Origin of the sequence: Pedobacter borealis DSM 19626 (genome assembly GCF_000708285.2) — a bacterium.
Taxonomy (GTDB): Bacteria; Bacteroidota; Bacteroidia; order Sphingobacteriales; family Sphingobacteriaceae; genus Pedobacter; species Pedobacter borealis.
On record NZ_JAUG01000007.1, the window covers coordinates 1 to 26,175 of the forward strand.

General features: G+C 37.7%; 26 protein-coding genes. 15 read left to right on the top strand and 11 right to left on the bottom strand.

Annotation, left to right across the window (positions count from 1 at the left end; genetic code table 11):
• Nucleotides 1–164: 164 nt before the first annotated feature.
• From AW17_RS24050 to AW17_RS03465, 3 genes are all read left to right on the top strand, one after another.
• The gene (locus AW17_RS24050; RefSeq protein ID WP_157280202.1) at nt 165–341 is read left to right on the top strand and encodes a hypothetical protein; all 177 of its coding nucleotides are present in this window, start codon (nt 165–167) and stop codon (nt 339–341) included.
• 116 nt (nt 342–457) lie between these two features.
• Complete coding sequence (locus AW17_RS03460) at nt 458–781, top strand: tetratricopeptide repeat protein (RefSeq protein WP_029274718.1); 324 nt, start codon at nt 458–460, stop codon at nt 779–781.
• Nucleotides 781–999: a hypothetical protein gene (locus AW17_RS03465; protein ID WP_029274719.1), complete on the top strand. Its 219-nt coding sequence runs from the start codon at nt 781–783 to the stop codon at nt 997–999. The genes AW17_RS03460 and AW17_RS03465 overlap by 1 nt, the downstream gene beginning before the upstream one ends.
• A 90-nt stretch (nt 1,000–1,089) precedes the next feature.
• Here the strand turns inward: AW17_RS03465 and AW17_RS03470 are convergent, their stop codons facing one another.
• Complete coding sequence (locus tag AW17_RS03470; RefSeq protein WP_029274720.1) at nt 1,090–1,902, bottom strand: alpha/beta hydrolase; 813 nt, start codon at nt 1,900–1,902, stop codon at nt 1,090–1,092.
• A gap of 182 nt (nt 1,903–2,084) precedes the next feature.
• On the opposite strand from AW17_RS03470, the gene AW17_RS03475 reads away from it, so the two are divergent.
• From AW17_RS03475 to AW17_RS03520, 11 genes are all read left to right on the top strand, one after another.
• On the top strand, nt 2,085–2,792 hold the full coding sequence (locus tag AW17_RS03475) for an esterase family protein (RefSeq protein WP_029274721.1): 708 nt from the start codon (nt 2,085–2,087) through the stop codon (nt 2,790–2,792).
• Between the two features lie 102 nt (nt 2,793–2,894).
• Complete coding sequence (locus AW17_RS03480; protein WP_051691614.1) at nt 2,895–3,989, top strand: ATP-grasp domain-containing protein; 1,095 nt, start codon at nt 2,895–2,897, stop codon at nt 3,987–3,989.
• A gap of 29 nt (nt 3,990–4,018) precedes the next feature.
• Complete coding sequence (locus AW17_RS03485) at nt 4,019–5,119, top strand: carboxylate-amine ligase (RefSeq protein WP_029274724.1); 1,101 nt, start codon at nt 4,019–4,021, stop codon at nt 5,117–5,119.
• A gap of 7 nt (nt 5,120–5,126) precedes the next feature.
• Entirely contained in the window at nt 5,127–5,954 is an 828-nt protein-coding gene (locus AW17_RS03490) for a type 1 glutamine amidotransferase (protein ID WP_029274725.1), read from the top strand.
• Between the two features lie 112 nt (nt 5,955–6,066).
• The gene (locus tag AW17_RS03495; RefSeq protein ID WP_029274726.1) at nt 6,067–7,254 is read left to right on the top strand and encodes an ATP-grasp domain-containing protein; all 1,188 of its coding nucleotides are present in this window, start codon (nt 6,067–6,069) and stop codon (nt 7,252–7,254) included.
• 295 nt (nt 7,255–7,549) lie between these two features.
• A complete protein-coding gene (locus tag AW17_RS23515; RefSeq protein WP_082458743.1) occupies nt 7,550–7,708 on the top strand; it encodes a FeoB-associated Cys-rich membrane protein in 159 nt (52 codons plus the stop codon).
• Nucleotides 7,709–7,720: 12 nt separating this feature from the next.
• The gene (locus AW17_RS03500) at nt 7,721–8,308 is read left to right on the top strand and encodes a Crp/Fnr family transcriptional regulator (RefSeq protein ID WP_029274727.1); all 588 of its coding nucleotides are present in this window, start codon (nt 7,721–7,723) and stop codon (nt 8,306–8,308) included.
• A 164-nt stretch (nt 8,309–8,472) separates the two neighbouring features.
• Nucleotides 8,473–9,003 (top strand): YceI family protein, encoded by a 531-nt coding sequence (locus AW17_RS03505; protein ID WP_029274728.1) that lies wholly within the window; start codon nt 8,473–8,475, stop codon nt 9,001–9,003.
• A gap of 67 nt (nt 9,004–9,070) precedes the next feature.
• Nucleotides 9,071–9,940 carry a pirin family protein gene (locus AW17_RS03510; RefSeq protein ID WP_029274730.1) on the top strand — a complete coding sequence of 290 codons (870 nt, stop codon included), beginning with the start codon at nt 9,071–9,073 and terminating at the stop codon, nt 9,938–9,940.
• Between the two features lie 385 nt (nt 9,941–10,325).
• Nucleotides 10,326–13,730, top strand: coding sequence for a trifunctional glycoside hydrolase family 18/polysaccharide deacetylase/glycosyltransferase family 2 protein (locus AW17_RS03515; protein ID WP_029274731.1), 3,405 nt, complete (start codon nt 10,326–10,328; stop codon nt 13,728–13,730).
• 293 nt (nt 13,731–14,023) lie between these two features.
• Nucleotides 14,024–14,482: a hypothetical protein gene (locus tag AW17_RS03520; protein WP_051691615.1), complete on the top strand. Its 459-nt coding sequence runs from the start codon at nt 14,024–14,026 to the stop codon at nt 14,480–14,482.
• A 6-nt stretch (nt 14,483–14,488) separates the two neighbouring features.
• Here AW17_RS03520 and ispF read toward each other — a convergent pair whose 3' ends face one another.
• Together ispF and porV are read right to left on the bottom strand one after the other, a co-directional pair.
• A complete protein-coding gene (gene ispF / locus AW17_RS03525; RefSeq protein ID WP_029274733.1) occupies nt 14,489–14,968 on the bottom strand; it encodes a 2-C-methyl-D-erythritol 2,4-cyclodiphosphate synthase in 480 nt (159 codons plus the stop codon).
• 61 nt (nt 14,969–15,029) lie between these two features.
• Entirely contained in the window at nt 15,030–16,220 is a 1,191-nt protein-coding gene (gene porV / locus AW17_RS03530) for a type IX secretion system outer membrane channel protein PorV (protein WP_029274734.1), read from the bottom strand.
• A gap of 639 nt (nt 16,221–16,859) precedes the next feature.
• Between porV and AW17_RS03535 the strand changes: the two genes are divergently transcribed.
• Complete coding sequence (locus tag AW17_RS03535; RefSeq protein ID WP_029274735.1) at nt 16,860–18,545, top strand: SUMF1/EgtB/PvdO family nonheme iron enzyme; 1,686 nt, start codon at nt 16,860–16,862, stop codon at nt 18,543–18,545.
• Between the two features lie 166 nt (nt 18,546–18,711).
• Here AW17_RS03535 and AW17_RS03540 read toward each other — a convergent pair whose 3' ends face one another.
• The 8 genes from AW17_RS03540 to AW17_RS03575 all read right to left on the bottom strand — a co-directional run bounded on the left by AW17_RS03540 (nt 18,712) and on the right by AW17_RS03575 (nt 26,155).
• Entirely contained in the window at nt 18,712–19,212 is a 501-nt protein-coding gene (locus AW17_RS03540; RefSeq protein WP_029274736.1) for an acyl-CoA carboxylase biotin carboxyl carrier protein subunit, read from the bottom strand.
• A 3-nt stretch (nt 19,213–19,215) separates the two neighbouring features.
• A complete protein-coding gene (locus AW17_RS03545) occupies nt 19,216–19,800 on the bottom strand; it encodes a DUF4159 domain-containing protein (protein WP_029274737.1) in 585 nt (194 codons plus the stop codon).
• A gap of 119 nt (nt 19,801–19,919) precedes the next feature.
• Complete coding sequence (locus AW17_RS03550; RefSeq protein ID WP_029274739.1) at nt 19,920–20,624, bottom strand: 16S rRNA (uracil(1498)-N(3))-methyltransferase; 705 nt, start codon at nt 20,622–20,624, stop codon at nt 19,920–19,922.
• 8 nt (nt 20,625–20,632) lie between these two features.
• Nucleotides 20,633–22,057: a hemolysin family protein gene (locus AW17_RS03555; protein ID WP_083488619.1), complete on the bottom strand. Its 1,425-nt coding sequence runs from the start codon at nt 22,055–22,057 to the stop codon at nt 20,633–20,635.
• A complete protein-coding gene (locus AW17_RS03560; protein ID WP_025146339.1) occupies nt 22,057–22,608 on the bottom strand; it encodes an inorganic diphosphatase in 552 nt (183 codons plus the stop codon). The genes AW17_RS03555 and AW17_RS03560 overlap by 1 nt, the downstream gene beginning before the upstream one ends.
• A 2-nt stretch (nt 22,609–22,610) precedes the next feature.
• Entirely contained in the window at nt 22,611–23,270 is a 660-nt protein-coding gene (locus AW17_RS03565; RefSeq protein ID WP_029274742.1) for a DedA family protein, read from the bottom strand.
• 47 nt (nt 23,271–23,317) lie between these two features.
• Nucleotides 23,318–24,688 (bottom strand): NADH-quinone oxidoreductase subunit N, encoded by a 1,371-nt coding sequence (locus AW17_RS03570; RefSeq protein ID WP_029274743.1) that lies wholly within the window; start codon nt 24,686–24,688, stop codon nt 23,318–23,320.
• A 3-nt stretch (nt 24,689–24,691) separates the two neighbouring features.
• Nucleotides 24,692–26,155, bottom strand: a complete 1,464-nt coding sequence (locus AW17_RS03575; RefSeq protein WP_029274744.1) for a complex I subunit 4 family protein — start codon at nt 26,153–26,155, stop codon at nt 24,692–24,694.
• Nucleotides 26,156–26,175: the final 20 nt, after the last annotated feature.

Below are 26,175 nucleotides of genomic sequence, written 5' to 3' on the forward strand. Positions count from 1 at the left end.
CGCATACCTAAGCATTATGGTTGCCACGGAAGCACGAAAACACGGAAAAATTTACTTCTTCTCCGTGATTTCTGTGTTCCCGTGGCTAATTAATTTTTGCACATGTTTTAAAAGCGATTTCCCTGAATTAAATTGTGATTCTTATATTTAGCTAAAATTTTATAATGAAAGTTAATATTATTCTAATACTATGCTTTTTTACTATTACAAGCTTTGCTCAATCAAAATTTGCCGATGGTTTCTCTAGAGGCTATAAAAAAGGGTATTGTTATGGTCAAGGTGTAAATTGCATTGAGCCAATCTCACCTATTCCTCCAATCCAAGAATTGGTGAGGGCTTAAATAGTTATGAAGATGGTTATAATAATGGATTTGATCAAGGACTAAAAAATCAAAAAAACATTTCAATTTCTACAAGAGAAAGATATAATACCGCCTCAGCCCAACTTGAAAGCAGTGTGCAAAAAATCAGTATAGGTGACATTACTAAGTTAATTCCTATCTTAAAGCTTGCTAAAGAAAAAGCGATAGAATTTAGTGATAATGGAGATTTTTTAAGTGCAATAAAATTAGCAAAATCAGGACTAAAATTATCTCCTAGAGATGATGAATTTATGATGATTATTGGAGTGGCATACCTGGATCTTGAAAACTATGCTGATGCCCTCATTTATTTAAAAAGAGCCGTTTTAAAAACGAATGATTCCGAAATTAAAGCTGTAATAAGAGAAATAGAAAGTGGCGAATACCAAAAAAATATTGAAAATAATAAGGACAACTGATGACGCAAGAAGAATTTCAAAACCTGTATGAGCATAAGATAAAACCTTTCAAACACAACTTATTTTTCCAAACTAAAACAAAAATTGATCATAAGGAAATTACCGCATGTATCAAATTATTTGAGGAATTTATTGTTACTTTAAAATTAGATCCCCAAACGATTAAAGACCTAATTCAAAACTATAGGATAGAGTTAAGTACTGAATTGAAAAAATGATTTATATAGTTTTCTTCGCAAATATCTTGCTCATACATACACTATTCTACTGAAATCACAAATTAAACGCACCTCCAAGTGGATAATATCCTAAACCTCAAATGCCCAATCTAAAAAGGCAGGCATTACACTTTCCCAGGTTGGAACATCGTGTTTGCCACCAACTTTTTCGTAGTAAAAAACATTTTCAGGCCGTTTATAACCTTTATTCAGGAGTATTTTAACAACATCAATCGTATCATCTATAGAATCGATGATCATATTTTTATTCCGATCAGCCTCCTCATCTTCCGTTCCGGTCATTAACCAGAATTTCATATCAGGCCCGGTAGAGGTACTTTCTAGTTTTGCATGCATAATACGATCTGCATCAGTATACCCTTCGCTCAGATCTTTTTTTCTCCACCAAAATGCCCCTGAAAAAACACCGATGGCATCGAAAGCGGAAGGATTACTCCAGGCAATATCAAAAGCAGACAAACCGCCCAAAGAAAACCCAGCAAAACCTACTTTGCCGGTTATCGGCATTGCAATTTTCTTTTTAACAAAAGGCAAAAGCTCTTTGATCACAAAATCGGTATATAAATCGGCTTTCGCTCCGCGCCCTTTAAAATCGGGCACACCTGCTACACCATATTCCATTAGTCGGTCTTCTGATGCTTTAATGGCCACAACAATTAACCTGTGGTTTCTTTTGCCATGATGGGCCTCTTCCAAAATCCGGCTAAAATCCATTTTGGCCACATCCTGCCCATCATTTAATAAAAGAAGCTCAATTTTTTCATTCCCTAAAATACCTTCGGGTGTATAAATATCTATTTCTACCTCATGCTTTAAATAAGCTGAGGGTATTTTAAAGTTGCTGGTATTAACTTTTACCGATAAAATTGTGGTGTACATCATAATCAAAATCCCCTATCACATGGCTATCGCCTCAGAATTAGGGTGCAAAGGTACAAATCTCCGTAAATTATTAATTATCATAGGTTAATTTTTATAATCCGCCTTTAATTTGCATCATTTTACTGCTTAAACAATTCTTTTTGTAGATTTTAATTTATACCTTAAATCATTCAATTTTTATTATGGTTAAAGAAGAACATAAGAAATGGTACAGCCCGAATTTAAGTGGCGAAATCGACATGCTCATCTTTGGTCACGGTGGTATCCCTATCCTACTGTTCCCGACAAGCATGGGCCGATATTTTGAAAACAAGGATTTCAAACTGATAGATTCTGTTGAGGGATTTATCAATGAAGGAAAAATTAAGATCTATTGCCCCGATGGTGTCGACAAATTAAGCTGGTACAACAAAAGTATTCATCCTGCCGACAGGGTTAAAAACCACATCTGGTATGACAAGTATTTATTGGAAGAGGTAGCCCCCTTGGCAAGGCACGAAACCGGGCACAGCAAAATTATTACTGCTGGCTGTAGTTTTGGAGGCTATCATGCTGCTAATTTCGCTTTTCGGCATCCCTGGTTGGTTAGCCATATGTTTAGTATGAGCGGGGCTTTCGATATTTCTGGCCAGTTAGATGGTTTTTATAATGATGATGTTTATTTCAACAACCCTGTTGACTATCTGTTGAACAACAGTAACCCTGAACTGCATTATATGAAAATTGTTTTGGGCACAACCGATCGCGATATGTGCAGGCCAGATAATGAGCGTTTATCCGACATCTTAAACAAAAAGGGCATCGACCACTGGCTTGATATCAGACAGAATGCAGATCACGATTGGCCCATCTGGAGAGAAATGTTTCCAGATTATATTGCACAGCTTTAGTTTGGTCCAAAGTCGGCAGTCTTAAGTCCCGAGTCGATTTAGGATATAATTATCAAACAATTAACCGATTAACCAGTTAAACATTTAAACTAAAATTTACCAATGAAGAAAATAGGGATTTTATTTGGACAGGAACGCTCTTTTCCTGAAGCCGTAATTGAAAGAATTAATCAAAAAGCAGAAAAGGGCATAACCGCCGAAGCTGTTAAAATCGACAAAATATTTCAGAATGCACCATTAGGTTATTCGGTAATCATCGATCGCATTTCGCAAGATGTACCATTCTACCGTGCATCATTAAAAAATGCCGCCATTACCGGAACTGCCGTAATTAACAACCCATTTTGGTGGAGTGCCGACGAGAAATTTTTCAATAATGCGCTGGCCGAACAGATTGGCGTACCCGTACCCAAAACGGCCTTAATCCCATCACGGGAGCACCCTACAGGAACCACCGGAGAATCTTTCTCTAATTTAACCATGCCTTTAGATTGGGATGCCATTTTTGAATACACTGGTTTTCCGGCCTATATGAAACCTTATGATGGTGGTGGCTGGAGAGATGTTTATAAACTTCATGACAAAGAAGATTTTTTTGATAAACACAGCGGCACACAACAATTGGTGATGCTTTTGCAGGAAGAAATCATTTTTGAAGAATATTTCAGGTGTTATTGCATTGGAGGCAAATATGTCCGTATTATGCAATATGACCCGCGGAATCCGCATCACTTGCGTTATGCCACTGAAGGCAAAGCGCCAGATGCAAAGCTGCTTAAAACTGTAGAAGAGTACACCCTAAAACTATGCAAGTATTTAGGATACGATTTTAATACGGTAGAATTCGCGGTGCGCGATGGAGTGCCTATTGCGATCGATTTCTGTAACCCTGCTCCTGATGCTGATATTAAAAGCGTTGGTCAGGAAAATTTTGATTGGGTAGTAGAAACTACGGCAAATTATGCTATTGAAAGGGCTAAAGCGCAAAAAGACGGACAGGATAATTTAACCTGGGGCGAATACATTAAATCGTCGGTTAGTGGCAAACCATTAATTGCGAAAGTTACCCCGAATGTGGCTAAAGTGGCCGCTCCAAAGAAAGTTACCGTTGCAGAAAAGGCTAAGGCTACACCAAAGAAATCGGCAACAGCAGAACAAACACCAGCAAAGCCTAAAAAAGCTGCACCAAAAAAATAATTGGGATTTAATTTTTAATCAATACAAGGATGAACGAATTTACGCTGGGCATAGAAGAAGAATACATGGTAATTGATCCCGTTACCAGAGAGCTTACTTCTCACGACCAAAAAATTGTAGAAGCCGCACAAAAAATCCACAAAGACCAGGTTAAGGCAGAAATGCACCAGGCTGTGGTAGAAGTTGGAACGGGCATTTGTAAAACGACCACCGAAGCACGTAAAGAAATTTCCCAACTGCGATATACCGTATCACAGCTCGCCGGAGAGCAAGGCTTAAGGATTGGAGCTGCTGGTACTCACCCCTTCTCGCACTGGGAAAAACAGTTAATTACAGAGCACCCCCGCTATAACGAGATTGTGAACGAACTACAGGAAGCTGCACGTTCTAACCTCATTTTTGGATTGCATGTACATGTAGGTTTTCAATCTCGGGAGCTGGCCATTCATATTGCCAACCAGGTGAGGTATTTCCTGCCACATGTTTTCGCCTTATCTACTAATTCTCCATTCTGGGAATCGCGGAACACGGGTTACAAATCTTTCCGTACAAAAATTTTCGACAAATTTCCGCGTACGGGCATTCCCGATATTTTTAACAGCATCGAGGATTACGATAATTATGTAAAACTGCTCATCAAAACCAATTGCATGGACAATGCGAAGAAAATCTGGTGGGATATCCGTGTTCATCCGTTTTTCGACACCGTTGAGTTCCGCATTTGCGATTGCCCGATGCTGATTGATGAAACGATGGCTTTTACTGCATTATTTCAGGCTTTGTGCGCCAAACTGTACAAACTGCGTTTGCAGAATATGGAGTTTATCAGCTATTCGAGAGCACTAATTAACGAAAATAAATGGCGTGCTGCCCGTTATGGAATTGATGGAAATTTAATCGATTTCGGAAAAGAAATGGAAGTAAACTGTCGCAATCTTATTTTAGAATTATTGGATTTTGTGGATGATGTGGTGGATGATTTAGGTTGCCGTGATGACATTAATTATGTGCATAAAATATTGGAGCATGGTACAGGCGCAGACCGGCAGTTGGCAGTTTACCAACAAACTGGTAACTTTGAGGCAGTGGTAGATTACATTACTACTCAAACACTTATAGGCGCAAAGTAATTTTATAATGGATAAAAGTAGCTTAAAGGTGGCCGTTATTGACATGAATAACGGCGCACCTAATCAGGGTATGCGGGGAATTCAGGAAATTTTATCCCGTTTTAAAAACGACAACAATATCGATTTAACCTTTGATATATTTGATTTAAGGCAAAAAGGAGAAATACCGGGCATCGATTATGATGCTTATATTTCCAGTGGTGGCCCAGGGAGTCCGATTGAAAGTAAAGGCGAACAATGGGAAAATGATTTCTTTAATCTCTTAGATCAGATAGAAGCTTTTAACCATAAAAACGACGAAAGAAAAAAGTATGCTTTTTTGATCTGCCATTCTTTCCAATTGGCTTGTAGGAAATATGAATTGGGCAACGTAACCGAAAGACGGTCGAATGCTTTTGGTATTTTCCCGATTACCTTAACTGAAGATGGAGAAAAAGATGAAATTTTTGATGGCATTACCAACCCTTTCTTTTCAGTCGACAGTAGAGACTGGCAAGTGATCGAGCCAGATTTTGCTGCTTTCGAGAAAAAAGGTGCTAAATTATTGGCCATCGAAAAAGAACGTAAACATGTCGATTTAGAACGCTGTATGATGTCGATCCGCTTTTCAGATGAAATCGTCGGTACACAATTCCATCCAGAAGCCGATCCGATAGGCATGAAAATGTATTTGCTTCAGGAAGAAAAGAAAAAAGCAATTGTTGATATGCATGGGGAACAAAAATACCTGGATATGTTAAACAGTTTAGACGATCCGGCAAGGATTGTGCTTACGCAAAGTGTTATTTTACCTAATTTCTTACAAAAGGCAATTGGGGATTTGCAGGAAGTGTAGCACAATGGCCGTCATTGCGAGGCACGAAGCAATCTTAATGCTTTAGCGATGGTTGTAGGATTGCTTCGTGCCTCGCAATGACGATTCAGGAATAGAACTAAATACCTAACTTATGATACCTGCTCAACGCCAAAAATACAATCAGCAATTTACAGAAGAAAAATACAAAACCTTCATCGCTAAACTGCAAAATGGCTATCCGGAAATCCCTTTCAGGGTTGCAGAAACGCCGGTATTTGTTCCGAAAGCATTGAAAGGAAAATTGATTGCGGCAGGAGAAGAAATTATAAACCTGATTAAGCAGCCCAATTTTAAAACGCTTACTCAAAAGGCAATCCCCTTAAACTGGAATGTGCCTAATGAAAATGAACAGCCTCACTTTTTAACCTTCGATTTTGGTATTTGTAAAAATCAAGCCGGAGAACTTACACCCATGCTAATCGAAATGCAGGGGTTTCCTTCCTTGTATGGCTTTCAGCATCATTTGGCCAAAACTTTCCAGACAAGTTTTGAGATTGACGGCTCTGTGAATCATTTCTTAAACGGCTTTAACGAAGAAAAGTACATTAAGCTGCTTAAAGAAGTCGTTATTGGCTCCCACCAGCCAGAAGAAGTGGCGTTGATGGATGTAGATGCGCTTAACCAAAAAACGGCCGTTGATTTTTTTGTGACTCAAAAAATGCTCGGCATTAAGATTTTGGCATTAGAAGACATTAAAAAAGTAGGCAAACAGCTCTTTTACGAAGAAAATGGCAAAAAGATCCAGTTAAAAAGAATTTATAACCGCCTGATATTTGATGAGATAGCCAATAACACCGAAATTTTCAAAAACAGTTTCGACCCACGTGAAGAGCTTGATGTTGAATGGGTAACGCACCCAAACTGGTTTTACCGCATTAGTAAGTACACCATGCCTTTCTTGAAAAGCGAATTTGTACCCGAAACACGTTTTTTAAATGAGTTAAATACAATCCCTAAAGATTTAGAGAACTACGTACTTAAGCCATTGTTCTCTTTCGCAGGAATGGGCGTAATTATTGATGTAAGTGAAACGGACATTACCAATATAAAAGATCCCGAAAACTGGATTTTACAAAGAAAAGTAAATTACGAGCCAGCTGTACAGGCACCAGATGGTGGGGTAAAAGCCGAAATCAGGATGATGTACTTGTGGCCTGATGGTGGTGAGCCTCAGCTCTGCATTAATTTGGCTAGGTTAAGCAAAGGAAAAATGATTGGCGTACGCTACAATGCCGATTTCGATTGGGTTGGCGGTACAGTAGGTTTTATGGAAGAATAACTTTTTTAACCGCAAAGCTCGCGAAGACAAGGCGCAGAGAACACAAAATAGGTATCCTTGTCAGTCTGAGCGAAGTCGAAGACTAACCACCGAGATCACGAAGAAAAAGGCACAGAGGTACACAGAGAAATAATTTTTCCGTGTTTTCTGTGAATCCGTGGCAAAAAATGTATTAAAAACCCTCTCGGTGCCCTCGGTGTAAAACGCTGTTCTCTCTGTGGTAAAACAAGATTTGTGCTCAATATATTTACATTTAACTGAACACCTTCCTCTTAAAACCCTTTATATTTGTAATATGGATATTCAAACGATTTTAGTCTTTTTACTTTTTGCGGTAGCATTGGTATATGTTGGCCGTTTGGTTTTTAAATCTTTACAGGTAAAAAAAGATGGATGTGGCGGTAATTGTAAATGTGGTGTAGATTTTTCCGATATTAAGCCCGTAAAAAAATAACATTCCGCCTTTATGATTCATCAGTTCCAGAAATACTTACAGGAAAAAATAGAAATAACTGATGAACAGTTCGAAAGCATATCATCTGTTTTAAAGGTTAAAAAATTCGAGAAAAACGAAATAGTTCAATATACCGGCGATAATTTTAAACACGGATATTTTGTAGGCAAAGGTCTGTTACGTGCGTACTCAATTGATGCGAAGGGCAAAGAACATATCCTTCAGTTCGCCCCCGAAAACTGGCTGGTTTCTGATCGCAACAACATGAATAATGAGCCATCAATATTTTTTATAGATGCCATCGAAGCAACCGAAGCCGTGTTAATGCCCAACAATTTCATGGAAGAAGCCGCCAGGCAAGTACCATGTTTACAACCCATGCAAATTAAACTGCTCAACAATTCGATCCGCTTTATGCAGAAAAGGATCAATATGTTATTAAGTGCAACTGCTGAAGAAAGATACCTCGATTTTATAAAACTTTATCCTAACCTTACCCTCCGCGTACCACAATGGATGATCGCCTCATATCTGGGCATTACCCCCGAATCGTTAAGTCGCGTGAGAAAAGAACTGGCCAATAAACATTTCAGGCCTTAGACTGATTTTGAATGAGTGAAGGGCTTAGTCAAATCTAACATTTCAACTTTACAACATTCAATCCCTCTTTCATTCAATCATTACTTACCATACATCAATCTGTAGTAAAAACCTGCGCTGTACTTTTGTGTTGTAAATATTAAACATCTCAAAAAACAAAAGATATGGCAACTACAAAATGGACATTAGATCCAACTCACAGCGAATTACAATTTAAAGTAAAACATTTAATGATTACTACTGTAACCGGTAGTTTAAAATCTTTCTCAGCAGAATTATCATCCGAAGGTGATGAATTTGAAAATGCAGAAATTTCTTTCAAAGGTGATATTGATTCAATTGATACCGGAAATACTGACCGCGATAATCATTTAAAAAGTGGCGATTTTTTCGATGCTGAAAAATTTGCACACATCGAATTTAAATCCAATTCAGTAGAAAAAGATGGCAGCGATTATATCGTTAAAGGTGATTTGACTATTAAAGGCGAAACCAAACCTGTAAAATTAACTGCAGAATTTGGGGGTATTGCTACCGATCCATGGGGAAATACCAAAGCAGGATTTACTTTAAGTGGAAAAATTAACCGTTCTGATTTCGGTTTAACCTGGAATGCTGCATTAGAAACTGGTGGTGTGATGGTAAGTGAAGAAGTTCGCATTTTAGGCGAATTACAGTTTGTTAAACAAGCATAGCGCGTAGAGCTAAGCGTATGGCGGCACTATGCGCTTAGCCCCATGCCTTATCTAACTATAAAAGGTAATGGAAACAAAACAAATAGAAAAAGTACTAAAAGCACCAGCGCCACATATGGTTGGCGATGGCTTTAGGGTACACAATTTTTTCCCAAGTGGATATAAAATCAACATGAGTCCGTTTTTCTTAATGGATTATGGTTCAAAAATCGAATTTTCTGCCAGGAAAGAACCCAGGGGCGTTGGTGTACATCCACATCGAGGCTTTGAAACGGTAACTATTGCTTATCATGGTGCGGTTGCCCATCACGATAGCTCTGGAAACAGCGGTGTGATTTACCCCGGCGATGTACAATGGATGACCGCTGCAAGTGGTATACTACATAAAGAATACCATGAAGCGCAATACAGTTTAACTGGTGGTCCATTTCAAATGGTTCAGCTTTGGATTAACCTGCCAGCTAAAGATAAAATGAGTAAACCGGGATATCAGGCAGTTAAGCAGGCTGATATGGCTCATTTTGACCTTCCTGAAAATGGGGGAAAAATCGAGATCATTGCTGGTAATTATAATGGCATAAAAGGCAATGCAAATACCTTTACTCCCATAGCGTTCTATAATGCCAGGCTAAATAAAGGTGGTGAAGCTACTTTTAACTTTCCTGAGCATTTTAACACCGGATTTATGGTGATTGAAGGTTCGATTAAAATCAACGGATCGGAAACTGCAGTAGCAGATAATTTTGTTCACTTCAAAAATAAAGGTGAAGAGATTAAGATCGAGACTTTAGAAAACAGTGTGATTTTGGTTTTAAGCGGTGAGCCTATAGATGAACCAATTGCCCAATACGGTCCGTTCTTAATGAACACCCAGGCAGAAATCCATCAGGCCATTGAAGATTATAACCAAGGTAGATTTGGTTATTTAGAAGAGTAAACGGAAAATCGTCATGCTGAACTTGTTTCAGCATCCATCATACTGAATAGATAAAATAAGCCGGCATTTTTTGTAAAATTTGCCGGTTTTTTTTGTGACTTTATATTACAGGACAATCCAGTTGCCCCCTTTCAAAATAAACAGAACTAAATAGATCCTGAAACAAGTTCAGAATGACGAAGCGCATTTTAATTTACGCTAAAAACCTTAATTCCTTAATGGTGAAAAGATTTGGAAAGGCCATTTATTCCTCTGATAAATAGACAGATAAAAATAGTATATTAGAAAAGAACTAACGATCTAATATCCTAGCGCTTAATTATCAATCATTCATCCAATCTTCATATTCGTTAGTGACATTTGATTAATAAATCAGAAAAGAAAAATGTCCGGAAAACAAATATTTCAAACTGAGACTAAAAGACGCTGGCATACATTTACATGGGTAAGCCGTACGTTTTTTTTAGTCTTCATTATCGCAATCATCTGCGTGGTGTACACACTGTCTTCAGTACAGGCACCAAATTTGCCTTTTATAAATACCAATACACCCTTAACTGAAAAACAGTTAGATAAATTAAAGAAATCGCAACAATACAAAGATTTCACAATTGAAAAATCAAAGCTGCAAAAAATCAAAAAAGACCGGGAGCACCGCATTCTAACCCATCGTGGCAATAACAAACGGATAAACATGGCTTTTTATGTAAGCTGGGCTTCAACTGTTAGCAAATCATTGCCCGATCTTAAGAGGAACATTGGCCATTTGGATATGGTGGCTACAGAATCTTTCTTTTTAAATGGCGATTCTATTGTAGACAAGGCAGATACTGCTGCTTTAAAAGTTATCCATACAGCTAAAAAATCGGCCATTGCAGTTGTCTCTAATTACAATAAAGATCACTGGGACGGTGCAGCTGTAAGACGGTTATTAAATGATCAGCCCGCGCAACAAAAATTAATCTATGATTTGATTGCCATTACGAAAAAATATGGCTATCGCGGAATTAACATCGATTTTGAAGAACTAAACCTTCAGAACAGCGACAGTTTTAATGCTTTTATGAAAAACCTTTATGGTCAGTTTCATGCAGAAAAACTGATTGTTTCTCAGGATATTTCACCCGAAAACGACGATTATAAACCAGAAATTCTTCAAAAATATAACGATTACATTGTATTGATGGCTTATGATCAGCATACCGAGCAAAGTAATGCGGGCGATATTTCTCATCAGGAATGGGTAGAAGAAAAACTTGATGACATTTGCAGTAAAGTTGATGCCAGCAAAGTAATCCTTGCCCTGGCCTGCTACGGTTACGATTGGCCAAAAAATAGCGTGGGTAAATCAGTAACCTACGAAGATGCAATGACCAGTGCGGTTAATTACAAAAGTAAAATAAACTATGATCCGGCCTCTGCCAATTTAAACTACACGTACAATGATGGCAGTGGGATTAAACATGAAGTTTACTTTACTGATGCGGCAACCTATTTTAATTTAATCCGCAAGGCTGATGATTGGGATATTGCGGGGATAGCTTTATGGCGTTTAGGCTCTGAAGACAAACGTTTATGGTCTTTTATCTCTAACGACCTCAGTTTGGATACATTAAAGGAAAAACCATTCGATTTACGCAAAATTGCTTCATTAAATATGGGTGGGATCTCGTATTTAGGCGATGGGGAAATTCTGGATCTGATTTCTACCCCAACACCAGGTAGTGTAAAATTCACTTTAAATAAAGACAATTTCTCTATTGCCGATCAAAAATATACCCGTCTTCCTGAGCAATATGTAATTAAAAGGTTTGGCGAGGCTGATAAGAAAATTGTCTTAACCTTTGATGATGGACCTGATCCGGTTTATACACCGCAGGTGTTAAATATATTGAAACAGGAAAAAGTACCAGGCTGTTTCTTCGTAGTTGGCATTATGGCTGAGCAGAATATGGAACTGCTAAGACAAGAATATAATGATGGTTATGAAATTGGAAACCATACTTTCTTCCATCCTGATATGTCGACCATTGGACCAAGACGGGTAAAATTCGAGCTAAATGCTACCCGCAGGTTAATTGAAGCGGTTACCGGCCACAGTACAATTCTATTTCGTGCACCATTTAATGCCGATGCCGAACCCCAGAACATTTCAGAAATTTTGCCAGTTGCACAGAGCCGAAAAGAGAATTACATCAATATAGGTGAACTTATCGACCCTGAAGACTGGGAACCTGGCAAAACTGCCGATCAGATTTTTAATGAAGTAGTGAAGCAGCAGGATAATGGTAATATTCTTTTATTGCACGATGCAGGTGGAAACCGTGAGGCTACTGTTGCTGCTTTGCCTCGGATTATAAAATTCTTCAAAGCCAAAGGCTATACTTTTACAACAGTTGGCAATTTAATGGGCAAAAAAAGATCAGAACTGATGCCTGCGGTTAAGTCTACTGCAAACAGTGGTTTTTCAGGCTCTGGAGATTATTTTTTCATCAACTTTTTTTACTACGGAAACATGATTTTAAACATCATATTCTCTGTGGCGATTGTACTTGCCATTTTAAGGACCATTTTTATCGCTTATCTGGCCATTAGACAGCGAAAAAGGGCGAAACAGAATGTCAGCAAATTGGTAGTAAATCCTTCAGAAAAAGTGAGTATTATCATTCCGGCTTACAATGAAGAAGTTACTGCTGTGCAAACCATTAATAGTCTTTTAAAAACCACATATCCCGATTTTGAACTGATTTTTGTAGATGATGGTTCGAAAGACAAAACCTTTGAAATTATTGACCAACATTTTGGCAACCATCCCCAGGTAAAGGTTTTCCGTAAAGCAAATGGCGGTAAAGCTTCGGCCTTAAATTATGGCATATCTAAAGCTACCTCAGATTTTGTTGTCTGTATTGATGCCGATACGCAATTGAAAGATGATGCCGTTACCGAACTGATGCGTTATTTCTACAGCGATAAAATCGCTGCCGTTGCCGGAACCGTGAAAGTTGGGAATGCCAACAACATTATTACCAAATGGCAGTCTATTGAATATATTACTGCACAGAATATGGATAGGCGTGCTTTCGACTTATTAAATACAATTACTGTTGTGCCTGGAGCAATTGGTGCTTTCAGAAAAAATGTAATTTTAGAAATCGGCGGATTTACCATTGATACACTTGCCGAAGACTGCGATTTAACCATGCGTATTTTGAAAGCAGGTTACCGCGTAAAAAACTGTGATACTGCAATTGCTTATACCGAAGCACCAGAAACAGTGAGTATGTTACTTAAACAACGGTTCCGTTGGAGTTTTGGCGTAATGCAAAGTTTCTGGAAAAACAGAAAAACACTACTAAACAAGAAATACGGCTACTTCGGAATGGTAGGAATGCCGAATATTTTGATCTATCAGATCATTTTGCCGCTATTTTCACCACTTGCCGATCTTTTTATGCTTATCTCGTTAATTAGTGGCCTATTTTCATTAAGTGCTATAAATAATTTAACCCTAACCGGATTTTCAGGAATTTTAAGCCTGCATAACGGATTTGGTCAGGTGCTTTTCTATTACATTATCTTTATTGTTGTAGATATGATTTTTGCAGCAATCGCTTTCCGCATGGAAAAGGAAAAATATACGAATTTGCTTTACATATTCCCGCAAAGGTTTTTCTGGCGACAATTAATGTATGTTGTACTATTCCGTTCGTTCAGAAAAGCCATAAAAGGTGAGCTGGAAACCTGGGGAACGTTAAAGCGGACAGGAAATGTTAAAGAGCAGTTGGCTTAATGCTTGTCATCAAGCTATCGTCATTGCGAGAAGACTTTTTCAGCCGACGAAGCAATCTTTATAGCAGAATCACTAGCATGAAAGATTGCTTCGTCGTTCCTCCTCGCAATGACGAACCTTATATTGCAATCTGTCATTGATAGCCTGTTGAAAAGCTGGTTAAAATGCAATGTAAAGCATTTCGACAAGCTCAATGTGACAGCTCCGAATCAAAACTTAATATTATTACACATAACCAAAAAAAAACATAAACAATTAATAACAAGCTATTTAAAAAAACATTATTATTGTTTATGGAAAAATCTAACCAAACTATATTTTCCTTTAAACAGGTTTTATTTATTGCGCTTATCGCCGGAACATTAGATGGACTGGCAGCAGTTATATTTTTAGGAAAGATGAATTTTATAGGGGTATTTCAGTATATCTCCAGTGCTATTATGGGACCAAATGCTTTTGCTGGAGGGACCAAAACGGCTCTTATAGGTTTAGCACTCCACTACTTTATTGCTTTTTGCTTCACCTTGATTTTTACTATTGCATCAATAAAAACACCTGTTTTACGTAAAAACATTATCATTTCAGGAATACTATATGGCATTATCGTTTGGACGATTATGACCCTCTTGATTGTTCCGCTAACCAAAATACCTACAGCACCGTTTCATTATGAACGGGCGATTTTAAATGCGGTAATCCTTGTTTTCTGTATTGGCTTACCGATTTCTTACTTAACGGCAAGAAAATTCTAATATAGACTAAGGTTTTTCTATCAGGCAAACGGCATAAGAAACAACACCTTCTTCTCTGCCGATAAATCCCATTTGCTCATTGGTAGTGGCTTTTATCGAAATATCCTCGGTAGAAATTCCAATGGCCTCAGCAATATTTTGCTGCATAGCAGGAATATGAGGGTTAATTTTTGGCGCTTCTAAACAAAGCATCGCATCTATATTGCCAATTTGCCATCCTTTTTCGGTCAACAATTTAACCGTTTCCTTCAATAAAACGAGGCTACTGATGCCTTTCCATCTATCATCTGTATTCTTGAAATGGAAACCAATATCGCGAAGGTTGGCTGCCCCTAAAAGCGCATCGCAGATGGCGTGAAGCAAAACATCGGCATCCGAATGCCCAAAAGCACCTTTATGATGATCTAATATAACTCCACCAACAACAAAAGGGTGCTGATCTTTTAACTGATGTACATCGAATCCGAAACCTACTCTAATTTTCATGGGTATTTAGGTTAATTGTTTAAACACGTTAATCGGTTAATTATAAACTGATAGCTTAAAATTACTTTTTAACAATCTTTTTGTCGCCAAAGTTAAACAATAGACCAAAACGTAAGGTATTTGCAAGTGGACTTGTTTGTGCATTTGCAATCAAATAAGAGAAATCTATATTAAAAACGTTGTATTTTAATCCAAGGCCCAAGGTAAAGTAGCGGCTATCGCCTTTCATTGGGCTCTGATAGTTGTAACCTGCTCTCACTGCAAACTGTTGGTTATACCAGTACTCTAAGCCTGTTGAAATTCCTACTTCCTTTAATTCTTCACTAAAACCGCCTGGTGCATCAGTAAACGAACCAAAAATTCCTGCTGGAACGGATCGGTTTGGATCTTTTCCGCTTACAATGTTATTGTTCGAATCGTATATCGGTTGTGTTGGCACCAACAATTTATTAAAATCGAGCGCAAAGGTTAAGGTGCTAAAATCGTCCATCGTGAAGGTAGACGCACCTCCTAGTTTAAAATTGGTTGGTAAAAAGAAGTTCTCTCCACCATCAGAATAGCTCATTTTTGTTCCGATGTTGGAAATATTAGCACCAGCAGAAAGAACAGTCTGCCTGCCAAATACCGTTGTAGTCGTTTTATACAATCCCGAAACATCAACTGCTACCGCATTTCCACTGTGCACTTGTCCTGAGGATGCAAACTGACCTGAAACTAAATTTGAATAAATATATCTTAATGAAGTCCCTAATGAAAACTCTTTACCAAAATTACGGGCGAAAGAAACATCAAATGCCAATTCATTCGGATTGGAAATACCCAAGTCCTGTTGGTTGATATCAGTTAGCTGAATAGAGCCTAAAGAAAAATATCTCAAAGATGCGCCAATGGTATTGCGATCATCCAATTTATAAAAACCACTTAAATAAGCAAGATTAATATCAGGCACCAGGCTTTTTAACCATGGACTATATGAAACAGAAAATCCATAAGGTTTATCTAAAAAAGCAAGTTTAGCGGCATTAATGCTGGCTGAATTTACATCACCTGCAACGGCTACGCCAGCATCACCCATTGCACCGGCACGGGCATCGGGTGTTATCAGCAGAAATGGAACTGCTGTTACAATATTGTTTGCCTCGCTACCATTTGTTTGGGTATTGCCTATGGTTACCTGAGCATTTGTTTTACCAAACACCAAGGCCATTGAGAGTGCAGAAAAAGCAAGTTTACTGATGTACTTGAAATTCATCCTTTAAAGGTACGTGATTTTAGATTTTGGTATTTAGCAATAACTGGAGAATATATTCTGTAACGTAAAACCAAAACTTATATTTCACCCAAAATACGAATTCTATGATTATTTACTAATTAAACCTACGATTTTTACATACCGGTGTGACTGCAAAAAACCTAAACCCATAACTAATAACCATTTAGCATCGTAATTGAGCTATTTCCTTTTTTTATAAAATTATTAATTCGATTTGTCAACTTAATAATCTTTAAATCAAATATGGTTAATTTATTGCAATCTCTATAAACTATAACAATACTCTTTTTATATATGCGTGTTTAAGCTGTCACTAAAAACATAAAAAAAATTAATCTTGAGATGACCTGAGCTATAATAAAAGTAATTCCACCTATTGGGCTAATGGCTTGCTAACAGCACTTCTCAATCACCTCCATTTCTTTTTATCTTGCTTATTTATAATTATTTAACTTAAATTTAACTGAAAAAGTAAGTAGACACAATACGCTTTAAAATAATACGTTATCACTCAAAAATATAATCGATATTTTATTACCACATTATTTATATATTCATTTAAAATTGTTTAATTTTATCGGTTGGATCCCTATAGGGACGATATTCCCAACGAACTATATGAAAAAACTGTTACTATATTCTTTTACTTGTTTGTCATTAGCTGCCCTACTTACGAGCTGTAGCTCAAAAGGAGGGAACAGTTCTAGCAAAACAGGTATTCCTTATGCCGATAGGAAAAGCAAAAACAACCAATCTGGTGCTTTTGCTGTAGCTACTCAATACAAGAGAGCTCCGGGGCCTGGTTTAATTCCAATTGAAGGTGGAGTTTTAGTTGTGGGGGGTAGCGCCATCGAGGTTGCAGGTGTTGAGCCAAATATTTACAATTATAAAAGACAGGTTACTGTTCCATCTTTTTACATGGATGAAACTGAAGTATCGAATACCGATTGGTTAGAATACTTACACTGGATCAGATACAACTACCCTGAAGATCGTGAGTTTTATTATAATGAGCTTCCTGATACTTTAGTGTGGCGCCGCGCATTATCATACAACGAACCTTATGTAGATAACTATTTAAGACACCCAGCTTACCGTGACTACCCTGTTGTAGGTGTTTCATGGGAGCAGGCATCACGTTATTGCGAATGGAGAACTTCGAGAGCTAACGAATTTATTCTACGCGAAAAAGGAATTTTAACTGATTATAAAACTTTAGCTGGTAATGGAAAAGGCCATGCTGCTACTACAGCAGCGGCGACTCCAAAACCAGACAAACCTTTTAATACTGATGCATATTTAAATGGCCAGTATGATGATAAGGGGAAAAATGCACCAATCGATTACAATACAAAATCAGGTGCAGCTACATCAACCGCTGGAGGAACAGCAGCCCCAGCATCTGGAGGTAAAAACAACCAGCCTAGAAGAACTGCGACACTAGAGGATGGTGTAATTATGCAGCCTTATCGTTTACCAACAGAAGCTGAATGGGAATATGCTGCTTTAGGTTTAATTGGCAATACAGAATACGAAAACATCAATCAGAATAAAATCTACCCGTGGAATGGCTTAGGCGTAAGTTCGGCCAAAAAGAAAACCAGAGGTATGATTCAGGCCAACTTTAAAAGAGCACCTGGCGATTATATGGGTGTTGGTGGTTCATTAAATGATAAAGGAGATTTAACTGTTCCGGTTATTCAATATGCACCAAACGACTTCGGCTTATATAATATGGCTGGAAACGTGAATGAATGGGTTAATGATGTGTACAGAACAGGTACATTTACTGATGCAGATGCATTTAACCCATATCGTGGTAACTATTTCACCAATAAAAAACTAGAGGATTCGCAAAGCGGAAAAATTGCATTGGATAAATATGGTAACCCGATTAAGGAAAATGCTTACGCTGGAAGAAAACAAACCTGGGCAGAAAAACAGGCACAGGCGAAACGTTCCGATTCGATTTCAAAATCGACTGATCCACAATCTCCAGTAGCATCGACCAGTTATCAGGCCGATCAAAGAGGTTACCGTGATAGACAAAATATTTTATTAAATGAAGAAGGTGTAACGCTTGTAAACGATAAATCCAGAGTTTATAAAGGTGGTTCTTGGAATGACATGGCTTACTGGTTAAACCCAGCAACACGCCGTTTTATGCAACAAGATGAATCATCTGCAGAAGTTGGTTTCCGTTGCGCCATGACTATGCTTGGCGCTCCAGAAATTAGTACTGCAGGGAAAAGAAATTTTAAAAACCCTCCTCAAAAACCTTACCGGGTAAGTAGAGGTAAATAAAAAAGAAAAGTCCCGAGATGATCGGGACTTTTTTTGTGTATTGTATTTCGCTCATTTGACGAGGCGATCGTCATGCTGAATTTATTTCAGCATCTTTCAAGCTAAAAGACCCTGAAATAAATTCAGGGTGACGACACTATATTAACTCTTTAATGGCAAAAGCTATCTACTTAAACTGAATCAAGATCTGGTTCTTCTCTACCTTATCGCCCTGCTTAATCAAAACTTTCTTTATTACACCATCGGTTGATGATTTTAGGATATTTTCCATTTTCATCGCTTCCAGCACCAATAGGTTATCACCTTTCTTTACCTCAGCGTTCTCTTCAACCAAAACCTTTAGTACTAAACCAGGCATCGGTGCTTTAATTTCTGAAACTTTATTAGCGGTTAAATTATCCAGTCCCAGCTGTTTTAACAAAACATCAAACTGATCTTCGATGCTAATCTGATAAATATTACCGTTAACCTTTATTTTACAGGTTTTATCTGCTTTGTTCAGCTCAACCAGCTCTGTATTAAAAGATTTATTCTGGTATAAAACGTGCGTAATATTATTCCCAATTGAACTCAGATCGAACTGAATAGGTTCTCCGTTTACCAAAAAAGGTAACTCCTTATTTTCAACCTCGAATAAAAACTGATCGTTTATTTTTACTTTATACATTTGTTATTGGGTTAAAGCATACTGAACCAAATTTGCACCCATTTTAAGTGCCTTAGTCCTCGTTTCTTGTGTATCTTCAGGATAAGTACCAAAATCTTCCCAGCCATTCCCTAAATCGCACTCATAGGTGTAATAGCACACAACTCTACCTTTATAAATTAATGCAAATCCCTGAGGTCTTTTATTATCGTGCTCGTGGATTTTTGGCAAGCCTCCCGGGAACTTAAATTTCTGGTTATATAATGCATGGTTGGCCGGCAATTCGACAAAACTAAGTTCCGGGAATACTTTTTTCATCTGCGGGCGGATAAATTTATCCAATCCATAATTATCATCAATATGAAGAAAACCACCACCTGTAAGGTATTGCCTTAAATTTTTAATTTCCTGATCGTTAAAAACTACGTTTCCGTGGCCAGTCATGTAAACAAATGGATAATTGAATATTTCTTTCGAGCCTACTTCTACGATACTTTCTTCGGCATAAAAATTAGTCTTCAAATTGGCATTACAGTAGGCAATTAAGTTGGGCAAAGCTGTTCTATCTGCATACCAATCACCACCACCGTTATACTTTAATTTGGCCATGCGGTAGGTTGGCGGGATAAAAGCAAAAAACACGAAGCTAAAAGCTAAAAGACCAAAGCTGAAAGACCAAAGCTGAAACCTGGAAAACTGAAAACTGAAAACTGAAAACTTCAAATTGATTATCGGTTAAGGTAATTGATTTCAAAACAAACAGATAATGCAGCCGTTTCTGTGCGCAATCTGTTATCACCTAAAGTTAATGCTTTAAAGCCTTTGTTCAAAGCTAAATTAACTTCATCAGGTGTGAAATCTCCTTCAGGACCAATAAGAATTAAGTATTTTTGATGTGGAGCTACAAGTTTGGATATATATTGTTTCTCCCCGTTATCGATACAATGCGCTATTAATTTATGACCATCGAATGATTCTTTTAAAAAAGCATCCAAAGAAATGGCATCATTTAATTTTGGATGATAGGCTTTTATCGATTGCTTAACAGCCGAAGTAATCACTTTGTTGAGCCGATCCTCTTTAACTATCCTACGCTCCGATCGATCGGTAATAATTGGTGTAATTTCATCAATACCCAACTCTGTAGCTTTTTCTAAAAACCATTCGATTCGGTCGATATTTTTAGTTGGCGCAACAGCAATATGCAGGTAATGATTTCTTTTATGAAACTCCGTTTCTACGTTTAAAATGGATAAGGAGACTTTTTTCGGATTATCAGAAGTGATTTCAGCAGTGTAAAAACCACCTTTCCCATCAACGAGGTTAACGATTGAGCCTATGGTAAGGCGAAGTACCCTAACGCAATGTTTGCTCTCTTCTTCGTTAAGCGTATAAGTATTTTGGATTGTATCTGGTGTATAAAAAATATGCATAGTTGAAATTAATGATTATCAACCATATCCGCTTTATTGATTACCAATTCTAACTTGATTGTTTCGATATTCTGCTCTGTTTTTTTAAGGATGGTAAACAGATATCCGTATGATTCGTTGCTTTCGCCTACCTCAGGAATACGTTCAAAAACATGAGAAACCAAACCACCAATGGTATCGAAATCTTCATCCTCTGGTAAATCGTGAGGTAGATGTTCATTTACATCATATACAGTAGCGAATGCATTTACGATAAACTCATTGTCAGAAACTTTTTCTACCAGTGGCTTTTCTTCATCGTATTCATCCTGGATTTCTCCAACAAGCTCTTCAACAATATCTTCTAACGTAACCATGCCCGCTGTACCGCCAAACTCATCTAATACAATAGCAATCTGTATGCGGTTACTTTGCAGTTCACTCATCAGATCGTTGATTTTCTTGGTTTCTGTAACGAAATATGGTTTTCTGATGATATCGTTTAATGTCCAATGCTGATTACCCGCTGCAACCAATGGTAAAATATCTTTTGCATGGATAATCCCTACAATTTTATCCATGATCTCATCATAAACCGGTAAACGCGAATACCCTTCTTTAATAATCGTATCAATCACTTCTTCTTTTGGAGAAGTTAGTTCAATACCCGAAATCTTGGTCCGAGGTACCATGATATTCTTCACCACTCGCTCATTAAAATCGAATACGTTTTTAATCAGCTCATGTTCGTTATTATCTAAGGCTCCGCTTTCTTTACCCTGGTCTAATAAATACTGAAGTTCTTCGGTACTATGAAGCGATTCATGTCCGCTTGAAGTGTCGATTCCGAATGGTTTAAGAATAATCGCAGCAAGACTGTTTAATGTCCAGATGAATGGTCTAAATACCACATAAAATAGCTGCAATGGTACAGAAACAAATAAGGTTGTTGCTACCGGCCGTTGGATAGCAAAAGATTTAGGCGCCAATTCACCAAATACAATATGCATAATCGTAATCAACGAGAAGGCAACAATTGTAGATGCAGTATGGATAGAAGCATCGCTCAATCCCCACTCCAAACTATCGAACAGATTTTTGAAAATGGTATGCATAACGCCTTCACCTACCCAACCTAAGCCAAGTGATGCAAGCGTTATACCCAGCTGTGTGGCTGCCAGATATCCATCAAGGTTATGAATAATCCCTTTGGCCATTTTGCCAACACGACTGCCTGTTTTTGCTTTAATTTCAATCTGTGATGCCCGGACTTTTACAATTGCAAACTCTGCTGCAACAAAAAATCCGTTTAATAACACCAAAAATAATGCAAAGAATAATCGCCAGCCTACAGAAGTGGTATCGGGTTCTTGTAAAGCAACCAAAACTACTTTTGTGGGCAGGATTGCACTTAGCTCAAAATTTAAAAACAAACATACCGTGGGTAAATCCATTAAGCCAATTCTCTAAATGTTGTGTTATAAAGTTCTATGCTTTCTTTAATTACTTTATGCGCATAACGAACACCAAGTAAATGTTCTATAGTTACATTTTTATCTTCTAATGCTTTATAATCCTGAAAGAAACGAACAATCTCTTTCATTTGGTGTGGAGGCAATTCATCTAAATCGTTGATGTAGTTTACCGACATATCGTGAGCAGCAACCGCGATAATTTTATCATCTTGCTCTCCATTATCTACCATGTGCATTACACCTACAACTTTCGCTTCGATCAATGTCATTGGATAAACATCTACCGAGCAAAGCACCAAAATATCTAATGGATCCTTATCATCGCAATAAGTTTGCGGAATAAAGCCATAATTTGCCGGGTACATTACTGATGAAAAAAGAACCCTATCTAACTTGATCAGACCTGATTCTTTATCTATTTCGTATTTTGCTTTTGATCCTTTTGGAATTTCAATAATTGCGTTTACAATTTCCGGAACATTGTGCCCAGGAGATACGCTATGCCATGCGTGATGATCGTCTTTTGCCATTTTTAATTTAAATCTGTTTTATCCTCTTCAGGACCACTCACTACTTTACTTTTTACAAAGGTAATTAATAATGGTATAGTTGTAATAAGGATAAAGCCAATAATAATATATAATAAATAATCGTTAATTTCTTTTTCAAACCTTCTGCCCAAAAAATAACCGAGCAAAGTTAAGGAGCAGATCCAAAGTACGCCACCAACAACATTGTATAGCGCAAACTTTTTAAACTCTAATTTTACAACTCCCGCAAAAATCGGTGCAAAAGTTCTAACTATTGGCACAAACCTGCCCATAATTAATGCAAAGGCTCCTTGTTTATGATAATAATCCTCTGCAGCTTTTAAATATCTCTTCTTAAAAAAGAAACTGTCTTTTCTGGTGTACAATACGGGGCCAGTTTTACGCCCGAACCAATAGCCGGTAAAATTTCCAGAAATGGCTGCGAAACACAAGCCCGCCAAGAGCACCGCAATGTTCACATCAAGCTTGCCTGTTGCTACAAACATTCCCGCTAAAAACAATAAATAATCACCGGGAAGAAAAAAACCAAAAAACAGGCCCGTTTCTGCATAGATAACGAATACGACGAGATAGAAACCACCCTCCCTCAATAATTTCTCGGGATCAAGTAGCTGATGCAGGTTATTCCAAAAATCGTGCATATTCAATTATTCGTAAAACTACAAATAATTATCAAACAACAGCATACCTATATCAGGTTTAAAATAATTGCAGGATAAATACCTAAAATTAATGTAATTGCTACAGAAACCAGTAACACAACCTTGTACTGTGCCGGAGCTGAAAGCTCTGTTTCTGCGCCATCTTTAAACCACATGGCTGCAATTACCCTAAAATAATAATAGAAGCCAACCAGCGCATTTAAAATCGCAAATGCAACAAGTAAGGTTTTATATTCGGTCATTACATTCAGGAACATTAAATATTTCCCGATGAAGCCAGCTGTTAGCGGAATACCGGCTAACGAAAGCATAGCTACTGTTAAACATAATGCTATTAGTGGATTGCGTTTAGCCAAACCATTGAAACTTTCGAAGCTATCGCTACCCGTTTTTTGTTTTACTAATATTAATACCGCAAAAGCGATAATTGATGCGAAAGTATAAGCCGCCGCATAAACCAATACGTTGTTTCCAGAGTTTTTGGTTAACACAATAAGCGAAAACAACAGGTAACCCGCATGCGAAATACTCGAGTATGCCAACATGCGTTTGAAGTTCTTCTGGAACAGCGCAGTTACGTTTCCGATAAATAAGGTTAAACAAACAATCACCATAAGTGGTGCAGCCCAAAAATCGTGAAGTGGCGCAAGTGCACCAGCAAATAATCTTAAAAAAGCAGCAAAGCCTGCAGTTTTAACTACAGTACTCATGAAAGTGGTAATTAATGAAGGAGCGCCTTCGTATACATCTGGAGTCCAGAAGTGGAAAGGAGCAGCACCAACCTTAAAGCTTAAACCGATCATCATCAGGATAACACCTGGATAAAATATTGGAGAAATTGCCTGACTATTTACTAGATAGGCTTGTATTTTATCTAAATCGAATGAGCCTGTGGCACCATAAATTAGGGTGATACCAAATAACAGGAAGCCTGTTGAGAAAGCACCCATTAAGAAATACTTTAATGAAGCTTCGTTAGAGGCAAAATCCTTTTTACGGATACCGGCCAAAATGTATAAACTCACCGACATGATTTCTAAGCCTACAAATAACATGGCCATATTTTTATACGATACCATCATGATCATTCCCGCCAGCGCGAAAAGAATCAAGGTATAATATTCGGCTATGTTATCGCTTTTAGCGTGGAAATAATTCTGTGTTAATAAAAAGATTAAAAGTGTACCGATAATACAGATCCCGGAAAATGCCAAGGCGAAGTTATCTGTCTGCATCATTCCGAAATGAACAGCATTGCCATTCCATGCACAAAAAGTAAATCCTAGTGCAGTAAGTAAGCCAACAACGGTAAGTGGTAGTAATGCTTTATTTGCCTTAAACAAACCTGCATAAAGCACTATAAAAGCTGTTATACTAATGGTTATAATAATATTCATTGCTTATTTTACTGTGTTTAATTTTTGATTTACCTGTTCTAATAAATGTTGTACAGATGCCTCTGTTAAATGCAAAACTGGTTTTGGATAAATACCCAAAACAATAATTAATGCACATATGGTATAAAGAACCAATTTTTCGGTTCCTTTAATATCGGTAAAAGTGATGGTTAAGCTGTTGGTTTCGCCCAGCATTACATTTTGGTACATGCGTAACATGTAAACTGCACCGAAGATAATGGTTAATCCTGCAATAGCTGCAGCCCAAATACCGTAGTTGTAAACACCCATCAGCAATAAAAATTCACCAATAAATCCGTTTGTTCCCGGTAAAGCTACCGTGCCTAAAACAATGATCAGAAAAGTAAGCGCCAACTGCGGTGCTACTTTCGCAATTCCGCCCAACTCTTCAATTTTATTGGTTTTAACACGAGAGAAGATGATATCTAAAACAAAGAATAAACCCACTACATTAATACCATGACTCAACATTTGTACCATCGCACCTTGCATACCTTGCTGGTTGAAAGCGAAGATACCTGCTGAAATTAATCCAACGTGAGCAATAGATGAATAAGCTACCAAACGTTTAGCATCCTTTTGTGTAAAAGCAATCAGCGAAGCATAAACAATACCGATTATTGATAAAACAATAGCCACTTGGCCCCAGTCGTGAACGCCTGCCGGAACAATTGGTAATAACCACCTGATTACACCATAAATACCCATTTTTAACATGATGCCCGATAATAGCATCGTTCCTTGTGTAGGTGCCGCGGTATAAGTATCAGGCTGCCAGGTGTGGAAAGGAAAAATCGGCATCTTAATAGCAAAAGCGATAAAGAAAGCCCAGAAAATCCATCCCTGTTGTGCACTATCTAAGTTTAAAGCGTAAAAAGCCTGAATATCAAAATTGTGTGCAGGGTTTTGAAGGTACAGGTAAATAATACCCATCAACATAAATAACGAACCTGCAATGGTATACACGAAAAATTTCATGTTGATACGGATGCGGTCTTTTCCTCCCCAGATGGCACAGATAAAATAAATTGGGATTAACGCTGCTTCCCATCCAATATAGAACAAGAATGCATCTAATGCAGTAAATACCAACAATAAGCCACATTGCATAAACAAAATCAACGCATAAAATGCAGCCGGATTTTTATACTGGTGGTTGTAGCTCGATAAAATAATGATCGGCACCAATAAATTGGTTAGCAATACCACAAGCATACTAATGCCATCGATACCTGCGTGGAAATTGATGCCTAAATCTGCAATCCAAGGCAAATTAACCTCAAACTGGGTACTTGCATTTGGAATGAAATTACCGGCGATAACCAAAGTCAAAACCAAAGAAACAACCGAAAATACGGTCGAAACTATTTTAGCCGACTTACCAGCAAATGCAGTAATAATTGCACCTACAAGCGGAAGAAATATAAGTAGTAAAAGTTGTTCCATTATTTAATTTTGAACCCTTT